This is a genomic window from Inquilinus sp. CA228 (assembly GCF_052078665.1).
Classification (GTDB): Bacteria; Pseudomonadota; Alphaproteobacteria; order DSM-16000; family Inquilinaceae; genus Inquilinus.
The window spans coordinates 15,215-30,514 of sequence record NZ_JBQJIK010000038.1 but is presented as its reverse complement, the minus strand read 5'-3'; the positions used below and the strand labels follow the sequence as shown (position 1 = coordinate 30,514).

Below are 15,300 nucleotides of genomic sequence, written 5' to 3'. Positions count from 1 at the left end.
CTATCCTTTCACGGCGCCCGAGGCGATGCCGCGGACGAAGTACCGGCCGGACAGGAAGTACACGAGCAGCGGCGGCAGCGCGGTCAGCACCGTCGCCGCCATGTTGACGTTGTACTCGATCGTGCCGGTGGTGGTGTTGACGATGTTGTTGAGCTGGACCGTCATCGGCAGGTTCTCGCGGCCGGCGAAGATGTAGCCCAGCAGGTAGTCGTTCCAGATGCCGGTGACCTGCAGGATCAGGGCGACCATGAGGATGTTGACCGACATCGGCAGCATGATCTGGAGGAAGATGCGGAAGAAGCCGGCGCCGTCGACCCGCGCCGCCTTCACCAGCTCCTCCGGCAGGCCGGCGTAGAAGTTGCGGAAGATCAGGGTCATCGTCGGCAGGCCGAAGATGATGTGGATCAGGACGATGCCGGGCAGCGTGCCGTACAGGCCGAGGCCGGCGAACATCTTGACCAGCGGGTACAGGATCACCTGGTACGGGATGAAGGCGCCCAGCATCAGCGCGGTCAGGATCTTGTCGGCATGGCGGAAGCGCCACTGCGCCAGGGCATAGCCGTTCAGCGCCCCGGCCAGCACCGACAGGATCACGCTCGGCACCAGGATGCGGACCGAGTTCCAGAAGCCGACATGCAGCCCGTCGCAGAACAGGCCGGTGCAGGCCGACAGCCAGGCCTTGGACCAGGGCTCCAAGGTCGGCGCCATCGGCAGGGCGAAGATCGAGCCCTCGCGGATCTCGTCCATCGGCTTCAGCGAGGTCGACAGCACGATCAGCAGCGGGATGGCGAAGAACAGCGCGGCCAGCACCAGGAAGGCGTAGAGCCCGACCCGGCTTGCCGAGGCCTTGCGGGCCGGGCGGCGGGTGGCGCGCGGGATCGCACCGGCGACGGCGGTGTCGGTCATCGCGCCCTCCGCGACAGCTCGATGTAGAGATAGGGTGCCAGCGCCGCCAGCACCGCGACCAGCATGACCACGGCGCCGGCCGAGGCCAGGCCGATATTGGCGCGCTCGAAGGTCAGGTCGACCACGAACTTGGCCGGCATGTCGGTGGCGTTGCCGGGGCCGCCCCGGGTCATGGCAACGACCAGGTCGTAGCTCTTCACCACCGCGATCGCCAGCAGCACGACGCAGGTGACGACCAGCGGCCGCAGCATCGGCAGCACGATCGACAGGTAGGTGCGCCAGCGCGGGATACCCTCGACCCTGGCGGCGCGCCAGATCTCGTGGTCGACGCCGCGCAGCCCGGCCAGCATGATCGCCATGATCAGGCCGGAGGAGTGCCAGACCGCGGCGAGGACGATGGTGTAGATGGCGCGGTCGCGGTCGATGATCCAGTCGAAGGTGAAGCCCTCCCAGCCCAGGCCGCGGACGAAGTCCTGCAGCCCCATGGCCGGGTTCAGGAACCACTGCCAGGCCAGGCCGGTGACGATGAACGACATCGACAGCGGGTACAGGAAGATGGTGCGGAACACCCCCTCCCCCTTCACCTTCTGGTCGATCAGCACCGCCAGCAGCGTGCCCAGCGCCAGCGCCAGGGCGATGAACAGGCCGCCGAACACGAACATGTTGCCGAAGGCGGTGTACCAGCGCGCGGTGTTGAACAGCCGGACGTACTGGGCGATGCCGGCGAAGTCGTAGTTCGGCACCAGGCTGGAGCGGGTGAAGGAGATGGTGATGGTCCAGAGGATGGCGCCGTAGAAGCACGTGGCCATGACCAGGACGGTCGGCGCGACCACGGCCTTGGCCGTCAGGTATCGAATGCGGAGCGCAGCCATGATCCCTCCTTGGGACCGCCCCGCCATGACGGCGGAGCAGTCCGGTTGAGGTGGTCGGTCAGATGTCGGCGTTGGCGACGATCTCGGAGAACTGCTTGGCCGCGTCCTCCGGCTTCATCTCCGGGCTGGTCCAGAACTGGGTGATCAGGTCCGCCAGCTGGCCTTCGACGTCGCTGCTGAAGGCCAGCGCCGTGTTCGGCAGCTGGTTCTCGACCTTCGACATCACCTTCTGGCCTTCCTGCGAGCAGATGTCGAGGGTGCCGACATCGGCATCCATCCGCGGCGGCAGGGCGCCCTTGAACTTGTTGAAGGCGACCAGGGTGGCCGGGTCCATCATCACCTCGGCCAGCAGCCGCTGCGCCTTGATCTTCTCGGGGTCGTCCAGCTTCGGGAACACGAAGACGTCGACGGTCAGGACATAGGCGTCCTGGTTGCCGGGCGGCCGGGCGCAGCCGAACTCCTTGCCCGGGGTCAGGCCGGCGGCGGCGAACTCGCCCTTGGCCCAGTCGCCCATGATCTGCATCGCCGCCTTGTTGGTGGCGACCATGATGGTGGTGTCGTTCCACTTCCGGCCGGCGCTGCCCTGGTCGACATAGGCGCGCAGCTTGCCGAAGGTCTCGAAGGCCTTGACCATCTCCGGCCCGCCCGCGGCCTCGGCGTCGTGGTCGACATAGATCTTCTTGTACGTCTCCTTCCCACCGGCGCCGATCAGGACGGAGCGGAACAGCAGCGCCTCCTGCCACGGCTCGCCGCCGAGGCCCAGCGCCGTGTAGCCCTTGGCCTTGATCGTGTCGGCGAGCGGGAAGAACTCGTCCCAGGTCTTCGGCGGCTCGGCGCCCACCTCCTGGAAGATCTTGGTCGAGTACCACAGCCAGTTGTCGCCGTGGATGTCGGTCGGCACGGCATAGAAATGGCCGTCATAGGAGGCGTTCTTGACGATCAGCGGCGGCAGGTTCTCCTGCCACTTCCCGGCTGCCGCGAGGTCGTCGAGATCGGCCAGCAGCCCTTCCTTCGCCAGGTTGGTGACAGCGACGCCGATGTTCCACTGGATGGCGCCCGGCGCGTCGCCGCCCGCGATCCGGTTCATCGCCGCCTGCCGCGCTGCAGTGCCACCGACCACGGCGCTGTCGATCCAGGTGCCGCCGCGCTTCTTGAACTCCTCGGCGAACACGCTGATCGCCTTGGATTCGCCGCCGCTGGTCCACCAATGGATCACGTCGACGGTCTGCGCCGCCGCCGTTTCCATGCCCGTCGCCGCTATTGCACTGCAAAATGCAGCGGACAGCAGCAGTCGTTGGGGAAAATTCATAAGTTTCCTCCCTCGATTTATTCGGTTACCGGCTCATCGGACCCATCACCGCCACAGAACGGGCGGCGAACACTGGAACTGCAGCGCATTCCGTATTTTGACCGGATCGTACAATCGATTACATTGGGGCGTCAACCGTGGAATCGGGGATCGAATATTGCCTTCTTCCGGGAATGGGCGGAACCGCACCAGGATGGTCGACATCGCCCGGCTGGCCGGGGTTTCGGTGGCGACGGTCAGCCGGGCGCTGACCGGCTCGCCCCTGGTCACGGCCGAGACACGCGAGCGGATCGAGGCGGCGGTGCGCCAGACCGGCTATGCCGTGAACCCGCTGGCGCGCGGCCTGCGCCGGCAGGAGGCGCGGCAGATCCTGGTGCTGGTGCCGGACATCGCCAACCCGTTCTTCTCCGAGGTGCTGCTGGGCATCGAGGAGGAGGCGGCGGCGCGCGGCTTCAGCATGCTGGTCGGCAACACCGCCGAGGACCCGGCGCGCGAGGACCGGCATGCCGGCCAGCTGCTGACCGGCGCGGTCGACGGGCTGATCCTGGTGAACGGCCGGCTGCCGCCCCGGCTGCAGCACGACCGCGACTTCGACGGCCGGATCGTGGCGGTGTCGGAGGCGATCCCCGGCGGCCGGGTGCCGGTGGTCGGCATCGACAACGCGGCCGCGGCGGCCGCGGTGGTGGCCCATCTCGCCGGGCTGGGCCATTGCCGCATCGGCCACATCGCCGGGCCGGAGAGCAACATCCTGACGCAGCAGCGCCTGGCCGGCTATCGCGCCGGGCTGCGCGCGGCCGGCCTCGAGGCGGAGCCGGATCTGATCCACCATGGCGACTTCACCATCCCGAGCGGCGAGTCGGCGATGATCGCGTTGCTGGCCCTGCCCGCCCCGCCGACGGCGGTGTTCTGCAGCAACGACGAGATGGCGATCGGCGCCATCCGGGCCTTGCGCATCACCGGGCGCGAGGTGCCGCGCGACGTGGCCGTGGTCGGGTTCGACGACATCCAGTTCGCCGGCACCTACGAGCCGCCGCTGACCACGATCCGCCAGCCGCGCCGCCGCATGGGGGCGGAGGCGATGGCCCTCCTGGGCCGCCGCATCGCCGGCGAGCCCGACGCCGGCGGCGACGTCACCCTGCCCTTCGCTCTGGTGGAGCGGAGGAGCAGCGGAGGCTGACGGCCCGGTGGTGTCCGGATCAGGACCGGCCCGCCCGTCGCCACGCCCTCATCCGTTCGTATGAGGAAACCGGACGGCGGGTTTGGTAGATCTGGGTCGATCGCGAGCCTTGTGCCGCGCTCGGCCGCCGCCGAGCGGGCCGGCAGGCAATCGGATTGCCGATGCAGCCGGACTCCGGAGCGGATCTCGGCGACAATCGGTTGTTGTCGAACAGGGGAGAGCAATATGCCGACTGTCGTCATAGACCCAAACAACCCGTTTTTTGATCAAAGCGGGTCAACCGACGCATGGACGGTCTACGGCTCCCCGCTCGGCGATATTTTGTTAGCCGGGGCTGGGGACGATGTTCTCTTCGGGCAGGGCGGCAACGACCAGCTCAACGGTCACGGGGGACATGACCAACTCCACGGGGGGGCGGGCGACGACCTTTATTACCTGACCGACGTGTGGGAGATCGTCTTCCAGGGACAAGTGCTCGGTGAAGCGTACGACGACGTCTTCGAGTATGCGAACGGCGGCATCGACATGATTTGGGTCAGCATCGTACCCAGCCGTTTCGGCGGCCATATGCGATCGTACACTCTCCCAGCCAATGTCGAGAATGCAGGCATATTCGCCTTTTCTGGCGCGTTGTCCTTCAACCTGACCGGCAACGAACAGGACAACACGCTGTTGGGGCATGCCGGAGTCAACGTGCTCGACGGCGGCGCAGGAGATGACACGCTGGACGGCGACCCCGGCATAGACACGCTGATCGGTGGTGCCGGCAACGACACCTTCGTGCTGGAGGGGGACGCCGACATCATCAACGATTCGGCCGGGATCGATACCGTCACCTCGACCGTCAGCCGCAGCCTGATCGACTACGCGACGATCGAGAACCTGATCCTCGAGGGGACGGCAGTCGACGGCGTCGGCAATGCGCTGAACAACGTGCTGACCGGCAATGGCGGCAGCAATACGCTCAACGGTGGCGGGGGAAACGATTTTGTGGACGGCGGTGCGGGTGCCGACACGCTGCGGGGCGGAGCCGGTGACGACACCTACATCGTCGACGATGCCGGCGATGCGGTGGACGAACGATGGCCGGGCTCGGCCGGCAACGATACCGTCCAATCTTCCGTCCATTTCAGCCTGGCCGACTCGTCCCGGGTCTTCGGCTCGGTCGAGAACCTGACGCTGGTGGGGCTGGCCGGGCTCAACGGTACCGGCAACGGCGTCGCCAATGTCCTGGTCGGCAACGACGGCAGCAATCTCCTCGACGGTGCCGCCGGCAACGATGTTCTGCGCGGAGGTGCCGGAGCCGACGCGCTGTACGGCGGCACCGGCATCGACACCGCCAGCTACTATACCGGCTCGGCCGGGGTCATGATCGATCTCTCCACCGGCAAGGGCAGCGGCGGCGAGGCGCAGGGCGACATCCTGGTCGACATCGAAAACCTGTCCGGCAGCCAGGGCAGCGACACCCTCGCCGGCAACGCCAGCGCCAACACGCTGCAAGGCTGGAACGGCAGCGACGTGCTCCGCGGCGGCGCCGGGGCCGACCGGCTCGAGGGCGGCGTCGGCACCGACACCGCCAGCTATTTCAGCGGCACCACCGGGGTCGTGGTCAGCCTCGCCAGCGGCCTCGGCAGCGCCGGCGAGGCGCAGGGCGACATTCTGACCGGCATCGAGAACCTCTCCGGCAGCCAGGGCAGCGACAGCCTCTACGGCAACGCCGGCGCTAATGTCCTGCAGGGCTGGAACGGCAACGATGCCCTCTTCGGCAGGGCCGGCAAGGACACGCTCACCGGCGGCGCCGGGTCCGACCGCTTCAGCTTCACCACCCGTGGCGACAGCGTGGTCGGGGCCAATGCCGACCGGATCACCGATTTCAGCCATGCCCAGGGCGACCGCATCGACCTGGCAGGGATCGACGCCCGGACCACCGTGGCCGGCGACCAGGCCTTCAGCTTTATCGGCGCCGGACTGTTCACCGGCGTGGCGGGGCAGCTCCGCTTCGCCTTCACCATCCCCGGCGTCACCGCCATCGCCGGCGACGTCAACGGCGACAGGGTCTCGGATTTCCATATCACCCTGACCGGCACCATCCATCTCGTCGCCGCCGACTTCGTGCTCTGAGCCGGCCCCGAGCCGGCCCGGTTTGGGGATCGGGCGCGGTTCGGTTACTCTGCCAGGCGAGCGCGGCGTCCCTTCGACGCCCGCGGTGAGGGGGCGTCCGTCGCGGCCATGGCCGATGACCACGAGATTCATCGCCTGATCGGGGAAGCCTATGACGCGGCCCTGGGCGCTTCGAGCTGGTCGGGGGTTCTCAGGTCCCTGTCGGGCCTGATCGGCGGCAGCGCGTCCGCGGTGCTGCACCGGTCCCTCACCCCCGCCACGCCGGATGCGGCGGTGAGGCTGGGGGTCGATCCCGCCTTCGTCGACTCCTACAACGCGTACTACAACGCGATCTCGCCCGTGAAATCCGGGGCCCGGCCGGCATCGCACGGCCCCGTCTTCGTCGACTCGATGATCATTCCCGAGAGCACGCTGCTGAAGACGGAGTTCTACAACGACTTCGTCCGGCCCCAGGGGAATCACAGCGGCCTCTACTGGGTCGACGGCGACCGGAGCGGCATCACGGCGCATCTCTCCTTCTGGCGGCCATGGCGGCATCCCTGGGAGGACCAGGAGATCCGGCTGCTGCAGCATGTCGGGCAGCATCTGGGCCGGGCCCTCGATCTGGGCCGCCGCCTGTCCGGCGGCGGCACGCCCGCGCCGGATACCGAGCCTCTCAGCAACCGCGAACGCGATTGCCTCGCCTGCGTCGCCCGAGGCGCAAGCAGCAAGCAGACGGCGCGGCAGCTGGGCCTGTCGATGAACACGGTGAATTTCTACATGGCCTCGGCGCGGCGCAAGCTTCGGGTGAAGAGCCGGAGCCAGGCGGTGGTCGTGGCGCTTCGCCTCGGCTTGCTGGACCGCTGACCGGCCAACCTTCAGTCTTGGGGGATTGAGTCACCTCCGCCCATCACCGAGACTATTGTGCGGCGATGCGGTCGCCGCAGGCTTTGTCTGGGGGAGACGGCCATGACCGACTATGTTCTCGTCCATGGCGCCTGGCACGGCAGCTGGTGCTGGAAGCGCGTCCGCGACCGGCTGCAATCCGCCGAACATCGGGTGTTCACGCCCTCGCTGACCGGGCTGGGCGAACGTTCGCATCTGCTCGGCCGCGAGGTCGGCCTCGACACCCATGTCGAGGATCTGGCCAACCTGCTGGTCTGGGAGGAGCTGCGCGATATCGTCCTGGTCGGGCACTCCTATGGCGGCATCGTCATCCGCCAGGTCGCCGACCGGCTGCCGGACCGGATGCGCGCGCTGGTCTATCTCGACGCGTTCGTCCCGGAAGACGGGCACTGCCTCAACGACTACCTGCCCGACCAGGGCCAGAGATTCCGCGACCAGGCCGCGGCCAGCGGCGATGGCTGGAAGGTGCCGCCGCCCCCGGCAGCCTATTTCGCGGTGAACGCGGCGGATGCCGCCTGGGTGGACGGCCTGTGCACGATGCAGCCGCTGTCCAGCTTCGCGGCCCCCGTCCGGCTGTCCGGCGCCTGCGACGGCGTGGCCAACATCGGATACGTGCTGGCGACCGGCTTTCCCGGCAGCCCCTTCCCGCAATTCCATGCCGCGGCGGCGGAGCGGGGCTGGTGGTGGGCCGATCTGCCCTGTGGGCACGACATCATGGTCGACATGCCGGCCGAACTGACGGCCCTGCTGCTGGAGCGGGGCTGACAGCCCATCCGGGCCGCACACCCCGCTTCCATATTGACGCCGCACCCGTTCCCGGCTTTAGCTGTTAGGACGCAATAACGTCACATGCTTCGTTATTGCGGAATAACAGGGAGGCAGGGATGGCCGATCTTCTGGTCAAGCTCTATGCGCTGGAGCCGCCGACGGGGTCGCGCGCGGCGATGGCGGCCGCCGGCATCACCATCCGCCCCGCCATCGCGCCGGAGCAGCGCGCGGTCGCCCGCTGGGTGGCGGAGCGCTTCGGCGACCTCTGGGCCAGCGAGGTCGAGGTCGCCTTCGCCCACCGGCCGGTCGGCTGCCTGGTTGCGGTCCAGGACGGCGCCCTGCTGGGCTTCGCCTGCCACAACGCCACCGCCATCGGCTTCTTCGGCCCGACCGGCGTCGACCCCGACCAGCGCGGCAAGGGGATCGGCGAGGCGCTGCTGCGCGAGACCATGGAGGCGATGCGCCACCTCGGCCACGGCTACGCCATCATCGGCGGCGCCGGCCCGGTCGCCTTCTACGAGAAAATCGTCGGGGCGATCGAGATTCCGGGTTCGACAAGTGGTCTATACCACGGCATGATACGGTCCAGGACGGAGTGATCCCGAGGGCGCGGCCCCAGGCGGGCCGGCCCCATCGCAGACATGGGAGGTTCAGAGACGTGACCGCAGCCCCTGCGTCCAGGCCCGGCCGGCCGCTCGCACTCGTCCTCGGCATCCAGCGGCCGACGCTGTCGGCGGAGGAGCTGGCCTTCTTCCGCGAAGCCAACCCCTATGGCCTGTTCCTCGGCCGCCGCAACATGAAGGACCCGCAGCAGCTGCGCGCCCTGTGCGCCACCTTCCGCGCGGCGGTGGGCCGGCCGGACGCGCCGGTGCTGACCGACCAGGAGGGCGGCCGCGTCTCGCATCTCGATTCCGGCGCCTGGCCCCTGTTCCGCAGCTTCCGCAGCTTCGGCCGGCTGGCCGAGCGAGACCTGCCGGCGGCGAAGCGCGCCATCCGCCTGTCCTCCGTCGCCATGGGCCGGATGATGCGCGAGGTCGGGCTGAACAGCGCCTGCTCGCCGGTGCTGGACCTGCTCATGCCGGGCGCCGACGCGGTGATCGGCGAGCGCGCCTTCGGTGGCGATCCGGAACTGGTGGCGGCGCTGGGCCGCGAGGTGGTGGACGGCTTCCTCGAGGTCGGGCTGATGCCGGTGATGAAGCACATCCCCGGCCATGGCCGCGCCACCGAGGACAGCCACAAGACCCGCCCGGTGGTGACCGCCGACGCCGCGACGCTGGACGCCACCGACTTCCTCCCCTTCGCCCGGCTGCACGACACGCCCTGGGCCATGGTCAGCCACGTCGTCTACAGCGCCTTCGACCCCGACCGCCCGGCCTCGGTCTCGCCGGTGATCACGCGGGAGGTGATCCGCGGCCGCCTGGGCTTCGAGGGCGTGCTGATCTCCGACTGCGTGTTCATGAACTCGCTGCAGGGCGAGGTGCATGACCGCGTCGCCCAGGTGCTGGAGGGCGGCTGCGACATCGCCCTGCACTGCCATGGCGAGCTGCCGGAGATGCAGCGCGCCGCCGCCCGGGCCCGGCCGCTGGACGACGCCGCGGTCGCCCGGCTGGACGCGGCGGACCGGCGCCTGGGCACCGCCCCCGCCGACGTCACCGCGCTGCACGCCGAGGTCGAGGCCCTGCTGGCCGCGGCCTGATCCACCCGGACCGCCGGCCCGGGGCCATGGGCCGGCAGATTAACGCTCAACAACAAAATCAACGCATGGAGGCCAATGTCATGAGACAGAAGAAATCGGTGTTCCTGCTCGCGGCCGCGCTGCTGGCGGCGACCAGCACCACGGCCCTCGCCCAGACCGTCCTGTCGATGCATATCGAGGAGGAGACCAACTGGGTGCGGAACTTCAACCCGTTCAACCGCACCTCGTACCGCCAGAGCACGATGGATTTCATCTACGAGCCGCTGGTCGTGTTCGGCAAGCTGCAGGGCAACAAGCCTTACTACCGCCTGGCCACGGCGATGAGCCTGTCGGACGACCTGAAGGCGGTCACCTTCGACCTGCGCGAGAACGTGCAGTGGTCGGACGGCAAGCCCTTCACCGCCGACGACGTGGTGTTCAGCTTCGAGCTGATGAAGAAGGTCCCGGCGCTGGACTTCAACAGCATCTGGCAGGTGATCGACGGCGTCGAGAAGCTGAGCCCGACCAAGGTGAAGTTCACCTTCAAGGAGCCGACCGCGCTGGGGCCGGAGAAGATCGTCGAGATGCCGATCATCGCCCAGCACGCCTGGAAGGACGTGGCCGACCCGGTGACCTATCTGAACGAGACCCCCGTCGGCACCGGGCCGATGACCGAGATCACCCGCTTCACCCCGCAGGTCTACGAGCAGTGCCGCAACCCGCATTACTGGGACGCGGCGTCGCTGAAGGTGGACTGCCTGCGCTTCCCGCAGATCGCCACCAACGACCAGGCCCTGACCGCGGCCACGTCCGGCGAGCTGGACTGGTTCGCCTCGTTCCTGCCGGACATCGACAAGACCTATGTCGCCGCCGACAAGGACCATCACGGCTACTGGTTCCCGCCGGGCAGCCTGGTCGCGGTGATCATGAACCTGGAGAGCCCGGATCCGGCCCACCGCAAGGCCTTCGACAGCGTCGAGTTCCGCCGCGCCGTCAGCATGGCGATGGACCGCGACGCCATGGTCAACGTCGCCGGCTACGGCTATCCGACGCTGAACGACGATCCCGGCACCTTCGGCAAGCGCTTCGAGAGCTGGGCCGATCCGAAGGTCAAGGAGACCTATGGCAAGTACACCAAGTACGACCTGGAGGCGGCCAAGGCGCTGCTCGACCAGGCCGGCTTCAAGGACAAGGACGGCGACGGCTTCCGCGACACGCCGGACGGCGAGAAGCTGTCCTTCGACCTGATCGTGCCGAATGGCTGGACCGACTGGATCAGCACCTCGCAGATCGCGATCGAGGGGCTCAACGAGATCGGCATCGACGTCAAGCTGGCAACGCCCGACGGCGCGGCGTGGCGCCAGAGCCTGCTGGACGGCAAGTTCGACATGGCGCTGAACTCCTGGTACGTCGGCGCCACGCCCTACTACCAGATGGACGACGCCTTCCATTCCCGGAACAAGGGCAAGACCCGGTTCTCGGCGCAGCGCTTCTTCGACCCGAAGCTGGACCAGCTGCTGGACGCCTACACCCAGACCACCGACGACGCCAAGCGCAAGGACCTGCTGGACCAGGCGCAGACGCTGCTGGCGGAGAAGCTGCCGGTGGTGCCGATCTACAACAACCCGATCTGGTACGAGTACAATTCGAAGCGGTTCACCGGCTGGGCCACCGCCGACAACCCCTTCGTCAGCCCGCAGAACTACGACCCCAACCACGAGCGGCTGCTGCACCTGCTGGCGCTGCGGCCGGTACAGTAGACGAAGGCTCTTGTCCTCTTTCCTGTCATTGCCGGGCTTGACCCGGCAATCCAGAAGATGTCGACAGTCTCTGGATGCCCGGGTCAAGCCCGGGCATGACAGACCAAAGGAAGCGCACCGCCCCATAACCACAGCCGGATGACCTGACCACATGGCCTTCGTCGCCCGACGACTGTTCTTCTACCTGGTCGCCTTCCTGGTGGCCGCGAGCATCAATTTCCTGATCCCGCGGCTGATGCCGGGCGACCCGATCGACATCATGTTCTCGCAGTCCGGCACCCGGCTGTCGGTCGAGAACCTGGCGGCGCTGAAGCAGACCTTCGGCTTCGTCGACGGGCCGCTGTGGCAGCAGTACCTGACCTATCTGGGCAGCGTCTTCACCGGCGACCTCGGCGTCTCGGTGAAGTACTTCCCGACCCCGGTGTCGGACGTGCTGGGCCGCGCCCTGGCCTGGACCCTGGTGCTGATGGGCGGGGCGACGGTGCTCAGCTTCACGCTCGGCACGCTGCTCGGCATCGTCGCCGCCTGGCGCCGCGGCAGCCGCTTCGACGTCACGGTCTCGACCACCGCCATCATCTCCACCGCCACTCCGGCGGTGGTGGTGGCGCTGTTCGGGCTGTTCGTCTTCGGCTTCACCCTGCAGTGGTTCCCGACCGGCTATGCCGCCGACACCTCGATCGACCCCGCCCTTTCCGCCGAATACATCCTCAGCGTGCTGTACCACGCCGCCCTGCCGGTCCTGACGCTGTCGGTGGTGCTGACCGGGGACTTCCTGGTCACCATGCGCAACAACATGATCAACCTGCTGGGCGAGGACTACATCACCATGGGCCGGGCCAAGGGCCTGGCCGACCGGCGGGTGATGCTGATGTACGGCGCCCGCAACGCCCTCCTGCCCGGCGTCACCAACCTGGCCATCGCCATCGGCAAGATCCTCGGCGGGTCGCTGGTGACCGAGGTGGTGTTCAACTATCCCGGCCTCGGCAACACCCTCTACAAGGCGATCCTCGGACGCGACTATCCGGTGATCCAGGGGCAGTTGCTGATCATGACCCTGGCAATGCTGACCGCGAACTTCCTGGCCGACATCGCCTATGCCCGACTCGACCCCCGGCTGCGCAGGAGCTGAACCATGCGGATGATCCTGGTTGCCCTGTCCAACCGCAAGGCCGCGATCGGCCTCGCCATCGTCACCTTCCTACTGGTGATGGCGCTGATCGCGCCGCTGCTGACCGACTACAACCCGGCACGTCGGGTCGGCCGGCCGCACGAGCCGCCCTCGGCCACCCATGTGCTCGGCACCACCCGCAACGGCTACGACGTCTTCTCCCAGCTCGTCTACGGCGCCCGCACCTCGCTGGCGGTCGGCTTCGGCGCCGGCCTCCTGATCACCGTGATCGGCACCGCGGTCGGCATCACCGCCGGCTATCTCGGCGGCAAGGTCGACGAGGCGCTGAACTTCGCCACCAATGTCGTCTTGGTGATCCCGAACCTGCCTTTGCTGCTGGTGCTGGCCGCCTTCATCGGCCAGGCCAGCCCCCTGGTCATCACCCTGATCATCGGCGCCACATCCTGGGCCTGGGGCGCGCGGGTGACCCGGGCCCAGACCTTCGCGCTGCGGGAAAAGGAGTTCGTGCGCTCGGCCGAGATGATCGGCGAGCCGCGCTGGCGCATCATGCTGTTCGAGCTGCTGCCGAACCTGGTGTCGATCGTCGGCATCAACTTCATCGGCAGCGTGATCTATTCCGTGATCACGGAGGCGACGCTGGAGTTCCTCGGCCTGGGCGACCCGCAGACCATCTCCTGGGGCATCATGCTGTTCAACGCGCAGAACGCCTCGGCCATGGCGGTCGGGGCGTGGTGGGAGCTGCTGTCGCCCTGCGCCGTGCTGGCCCTGCTCGGCGCCGGGCTGTCGCTGACGAACTTCGCCATCGACGAGGTCGCCAACCCGCAGTTGCGCATCGGCCGCTCGATGGCGCGCTGGAAGCGGCTGGCCCGGCTGCGGGAGGCGCGGCCATGAGCCCCGATGCGAGCGCCACACCGGAGCCGCTGCTGTCGGTGCAGGACCTGACCATCGACTATGTCGGCGACCGCGGCGACTTCCGGGCGGTCGACGGCGTCAGCTTCGACATCGGCCGCGGCGAGGTGTTCGGCCTGGCCGGCGAATCCGGCTGCGGCAAGAGCACCATCGCCTTCGCCATCACCCGGCTGCACAAGCCGCCGGCGCTGATCAGCGGCGGCGAGATCCGCTTCGACGGGCAGGATGTGCTGCGCCTGGACGGCGAGGCGCTGCGCCGCTTCCGCTGGCGTGAGGTCGGCATGGTGTTCCAGAGCGCGATGAACGCCCTGAACCCGGTGCTGACGGTCGAGGCCCAGTTCCGCGACGTGCTGGCCACCCACACCGGCTGCAGCCGGGCCGAGGCGCATGACCGCGCGGTCGAGCTGATGCGCATGGTCGACATCGACCCGGCGCGGCTGCGCGATTATCCGCACCAGTTCTCCGGCGGCATGCGCCAGCGCATCGTCATCGCCATCTGCCTGGCCCTGAACCCGAAGCTGATCGTGATGGACGAGCCGACCACCGCGCTCGACGTCGTGGTCCAGCGCGAGATCCTGCAGCAGATCGACGTGCTGCGGCGCAAGCTGGGCTTCTCGATCCTGTTCATCACCCACGACCTCAGCCTGATGGTGCAGTTCTGCGACCGCATCGGCGTGATGCTGAAGGGCAAGCTGGTCGAGGTCGGGGCGGCGCAGCAGATCTTCCGCGCCCCGGCCCATGAGTACACGCGCAAGCTCTGGGCCTCCTTCCCCTCGGTGCACGGGGCCCGGCGCACCGCGCTGCAGGACGCGGCGGAGGCATCATGACCCACACCCCCCTCCTCGCCCTCGAGCGCGTCGGCAAGCGCTTCGGCCCGCTGCAGGCGCTGGACGACGTCTCGATCGACCTCTATGCCGGCCGGGCCCTGGCGCTGGTCGGCGAATCCGGCAGCGGCAAGACCACCTGCGCCCGGATCCTGATGCTGCAGCACCAGCCCTCGGCCGGCCGGGTGCTGTTCCGCGGCCGCGACGTCGCCGCGCTGCACGGCACGGCCGCGCTGCTGGCCTATCGCCGCGCCGTGCAGATGGTGTTCCAGGATCCCTTCGGGTCGCTGAACCCGGTGCACACCATCTTCCACCACATCGCCCGCCCCCTCGCCCTCCACGCCGGCATGGCCGACCGCAAGGCGCTCAACGCCCGGGTGATGGAGCTGCTGGCGGCGGTCGAGCTGGAGCCGGACTCGACCGCGCCGAAATACCCGCACCAGCTGTCCGGCGGGCAGCGCCAGCGGGTCAACATCGCCCGCACCCTGGCGGTCGGGGCCGAGGTGGTGCTGGCGGACGAGCCGACCTCGATGCTCGACGTCTCGATCCGGCTCGGCGTGCTCAACCTGCTCGAGCGGATGAAGCGCGAGCGCGGCATGGCCTTCCTCTACATCACCCACGACATCGCCACGGCGCGCTACGTCGCCGAGGAGATCGCGGTGATGTATGCCGGCCGGATCGTCGAATGGGGCGACACCGGCGCGGTGATCGACTCGCCGCAGCACCCCTACACCCAGCTGCTGCTCTCCGCCGTGCCGGACCCGGAGCGGCCATTCCAGGGCGAGGCCTCGCAGCTGCAGGCCGACCTCGTCGCCCAGGCCCGCGACGCCGCCCGCATGACCGGCGGCGTGCGCCAGATCGCCGGCAACCACTTCGTCCGCGCCGCCTGACCGGCGGCCGGACGCCCCTTCCTTCTCACCCATCTTTTCGGACTTGCCGTCGCCCGGCCTCTTCGCTTACCGTGT

General features: G+C 68.3%; 15 protein-coding genes and 1 pseudogene. 12 read left to right on the top strand and 4 right to left on the bottom strand.

The window, feature by feature from the left end; translation table 11 throughout:
• The 3 genes from ACTOWL_RS19625 to ACTOWL_RS19615 are packed head-to-tail and all read right to left on the bottom strand — an operon-like array spanning position 1 to position 3,024.
• Entirely contained in the window at positions 1-906 is a 906-nt protein-coding gene (locus tag ACTOWL_RS19625; RefSeq protein ID WP_441322953.1) for a carbohydrate ABC transporter permease, read from the bottom strand.
• Positions 903-1,778, bottom strand: coding sequence for a carbohydrate ABC transporter permease (locus ACTOWL_RS19620; protein ID WP_441322952.1), 876 nt, complete (start codon positions 1,776-1,778; stop codon positions 903-905). Before ACTOWL_RS19620 ends, ACTOWL_RS19625 begins: the two co-directional genes overlap by 4 nt.
• A 58-nt stretch (positions 1,779-1,836) precedes the next feature.
• Complete coding sequence (locus tag ACTOWL_RS19615; protein WP_441322951.1) at positions 1,837-3,024, bottom strand: ABC transporter substrate-binding protein; 1,188 nt, start codon at positions 3,022-3,024, stop codon at positions 1,837-1,839.
• A gap of 256 nt (positions 3,025-3,280) precedes the next feature.
• Between ACTOWL_RS19615 and ACTOWL_RS19610 the strand changes: the two genes are divergently transcribed.
• Both ACTOWL_RS19610 and ACTOWL_RS19605 read left to right on the top strand, forming a co-directional pair.
• Positions 3,281-4,264 (top strand): LacI family DNA-binding transcriptional regulator, encoded by a 984-nt coding sequence (locus tag ACTOWL_RS19610; protein WP_441322950.1) that lies wholly within the window; start codon positions 3,281-3,283, stop codon positions 4,262-4,264.
• 60 nt (positions 4,265-4,324) lie between these two features.
• A pseudogene (locus ACTOWL_RS19605) lies at positions 4,325-4,645 on the top strand (hypothetical protein); the annotation flags it as partial.
• Here ACTOWL_RS19605 and ACTOWL_RS19600 read toward each other — a convergent pair.
• Positions 4,589-4,945, bottom strand: coding sequence for a hypothetical protein (locus ACTOWL_RS19600; RefSeq protein ID WP_441322999.1), 357 nt, complete (start codon positions 4,943-4,945; stop codon positions 4,589-4,591). The pseudogene ACTOWL_RS19605 and the gene ACTOWL_RS19600 sit on opposite strands and share 57 nt — an antisense overlap.
• Between ACTOWL_RS19600 and ACTOWL_RS19595 the strand changes: the two genes are divergently transcribed.
• From ACTOWL_RS19595 to ACTOWL_RS19550, 10 genes are all read left to right on the top strand, one after another.
• Complete coding sequence (locus tag ACTOWL_RS19595; RefSeq protein ID WP_441322998.1) at positions 4,937-6,385, top strand: calcium-binding protein; 1,449 nt, start codon at positions 4,937-4,939, stop codon at positions 6,383-6,385. The two genes, ACTOWL_RS19600 and ACTOWL_RS19595, sit on opposite strands and share 9 nt — an antisense overlap.
• Before the next feature lie 108 nt (positions 6,386-6,493).
• On the top strand, positions 6,494-7,231 hold the full coding sequence (locus tag ACTOWL_RS19590) for a response regulator transcription factor (protein WP_441322949.1): 738 nt from the start codon (positions 6,494-6,496) through the stop codon (positions 7,229-7,231).
• A gap of 102 nt (positions 7,232-7,333) precedes the next feature.
• Positions 7,334-8,035: an alpha/beta fold hydrolase gene (locus ACTOWL_RS19585; RefSeq protein WP_441322948.1), complete on the top strand. Its 702-nt coding sequence runs from the start codon at positions 7,334-7,336 to the stop codon at positions 8,033-8,035.
• Positions 8,036-8,154: 119 nt separating this feature from the next.
• On the top strand, positions 8,155-8,637 hold the full coding sequence (locus tag ACTOWL_RS19580; RefSeq protein ID WP_441322947.1) for a GNAT family N-acetyltransferase: 483 nt from the start codon (positions 8,155-8,157) through the stop codon (positions 8,635-8,637).
• Between the two features lie 59 nt (positions 8,638-8,696).
• Positions 8,697-9,734, top strand: a complete 1,038-nt coding sequence (locus ACTOWL_RS19575) for a glycoside hydrolase family 3 N-terminal domain-containing protein (RefSeq protein ID WP_441322946.1) — start codon at positions 8,697-8,699, stop codon at positions 9,732-9,734.
• An 80-nt stretch (positions 9,735-9,814) separates the two neighbouring features.
• The gene (locus ACTOWL_RS19570) at positions 9,815-11,473 is read left to right on the top strand and encodes an ABC transporter substrate-binding protein (RefSeq protein WP_441322945.1); all 1,659 of its coding nucleotides are present in this window, start codon (positions 9,815-9,817) and stop codon (positions 11,471-11,473) included.
• A 151-nt stretch (positions 11,474-11,624) separates the two neighbouring features.
• On the top strand, positions 11,625-12,602 hold the full coding sequence (locus ACTOWL_RS19565; protein ID WP_441322944.1) for an ABC transporter permease: 978 nt from the start codon (positions 11,625-11,627) through the stop codon (positions 12,600-12,602).
• Between the two features lie 3 nt (positions 12,603-12,605).
• Positions 12,606-13,493, top strand: a complete 888-nt coding sequence (locus ACTOWL_RS19560; protein WP_441322943.1) for an ABC transporter permease — start codon at positions 12,606-12,608, stop codon at positions 13,491-13,493.
• A complete protein-coding gene (locus tag ACTOWL_RS19555; RefSeq protein WP_441322942.1) occupies positions 13,490-14,338 on the top strand; it encodes an ABC transporter ATP-binding protein in 849 nt (282 codons plus the stop codon). Before ACTOWL_RS19560 ends, ACTOWL_RS19555 begins: the two co-directional genes overlap by 4 nt.
• The gene (locus ACTOWL_RS19550; RefSeq protein WP_441322941.1) at positions 14,335-15,225 is read left to right on the top strand and encodes an ABC transporter ATP-binding protein; all 891 of its coding nucleotides are present in this window, start codon (positions 14,335-14,337) and stop codon (positions 15,223-15,225) included. The genes ACTOWL_RS19555 and ACTOWL_RS19550 overlap by 4 nt, the downstream gene beginning before the upstream one ends.
• The last annotated feature ends 75 nt before the right edge of the window (positions 15,226-15,300 follow it).

Coding starts and splice junctions, on each gene's coding strand:
- ACTOWL_RS19625 (WP_441322953.1), bottom strand. CDS start 906: ATGACCGACACCGCCGTCGCCGGTGCGATCCCGCGCGCCACCCGCCGC.
- ACTOWL_RS19620 (WP_441322952.1), bottom strand. CDS start 1,778: ATGGCTGCGCTCCGCATTCGATACCTGACGGCCAAGGCCGTGGTCGCG.
- ACTOWL_RS19615 (WP_441322951.1), bottom strand. CDS start 3,024: ATGGAAACGGCGGCGGCGCAGACCGTCGACGTGATCCATTGGTGGACC.
- ACTOWL_RS19610 (WP_441322950.1), top strand. CDS start 3,281: ATGGTCGACATCGCCCGGCTGGCCGGGGTTTCGGTGGCGACGGTCAGC.
- ACTOWL_RS19600 (WP_441322999.1), bottom strand. CDS start 4,945: ATGCCCCAACAGCGTGTTGTCCTGTTCGTTGCCGGTCAGGTTGAAGGA.
- ACTOWL_RS19590 (WP_441322949.1), top strand. CDS start 6,494: ATGGCCGATGACCACGAGATTCATCGCCTGATCGGGGAAGCCTATGAC.
- ACTOWL_RS19585 (WP_441322948.1), top strand. CDS start 7,334: ATGACCGACTATGTTCTCGTCCATGGCGCCTGGCACGGCAGCTGGTGC.
- ACTOWL_RS19580 (WP_441322947.1), top strand. CDS start 8,155: ATGGCCGATCTTCTGGTCAAGCTCTATGCGCTGGAGCCGCCGACGGGG.
- ACTOWL_RS19570 (WP_441322945.1), top strand. CDS start 9,815: ATGAGACAGAAGAAATCGGTGTTCCTGCTCGCGGCCGCGCTGCTGGCG.
- ACTOWL_RS19565 (WP_441322944.1), top strand. CDS start 11,625: ATGGCCTTCGTCGCCCGACGACTGTTCTTCTACCTGGTCGCCTTCCTG.
- ACTOWL_RS19560 (WP_441322943.1), top strand. CDS start 12,606: ATGCGGATGATCCTGGTTGCCCTGTCCAACCGCAAGGCCGCGATCGGC.
- ACTOWL_RS19555 (WP_441322942.1), top strand. CDS start 13,490: ATGAGCCCCGATGCGAGCGCCACACCGGAGCCGCTGCTGTCGGTGCAG.
- ACTOWL_RS19550 (WP_441322941.1), top strand. CDS start 14,335: ATGACCCACACCCCCCTCCTCGCCCTCGAGCGCGTCGGCAAGCGCTTC.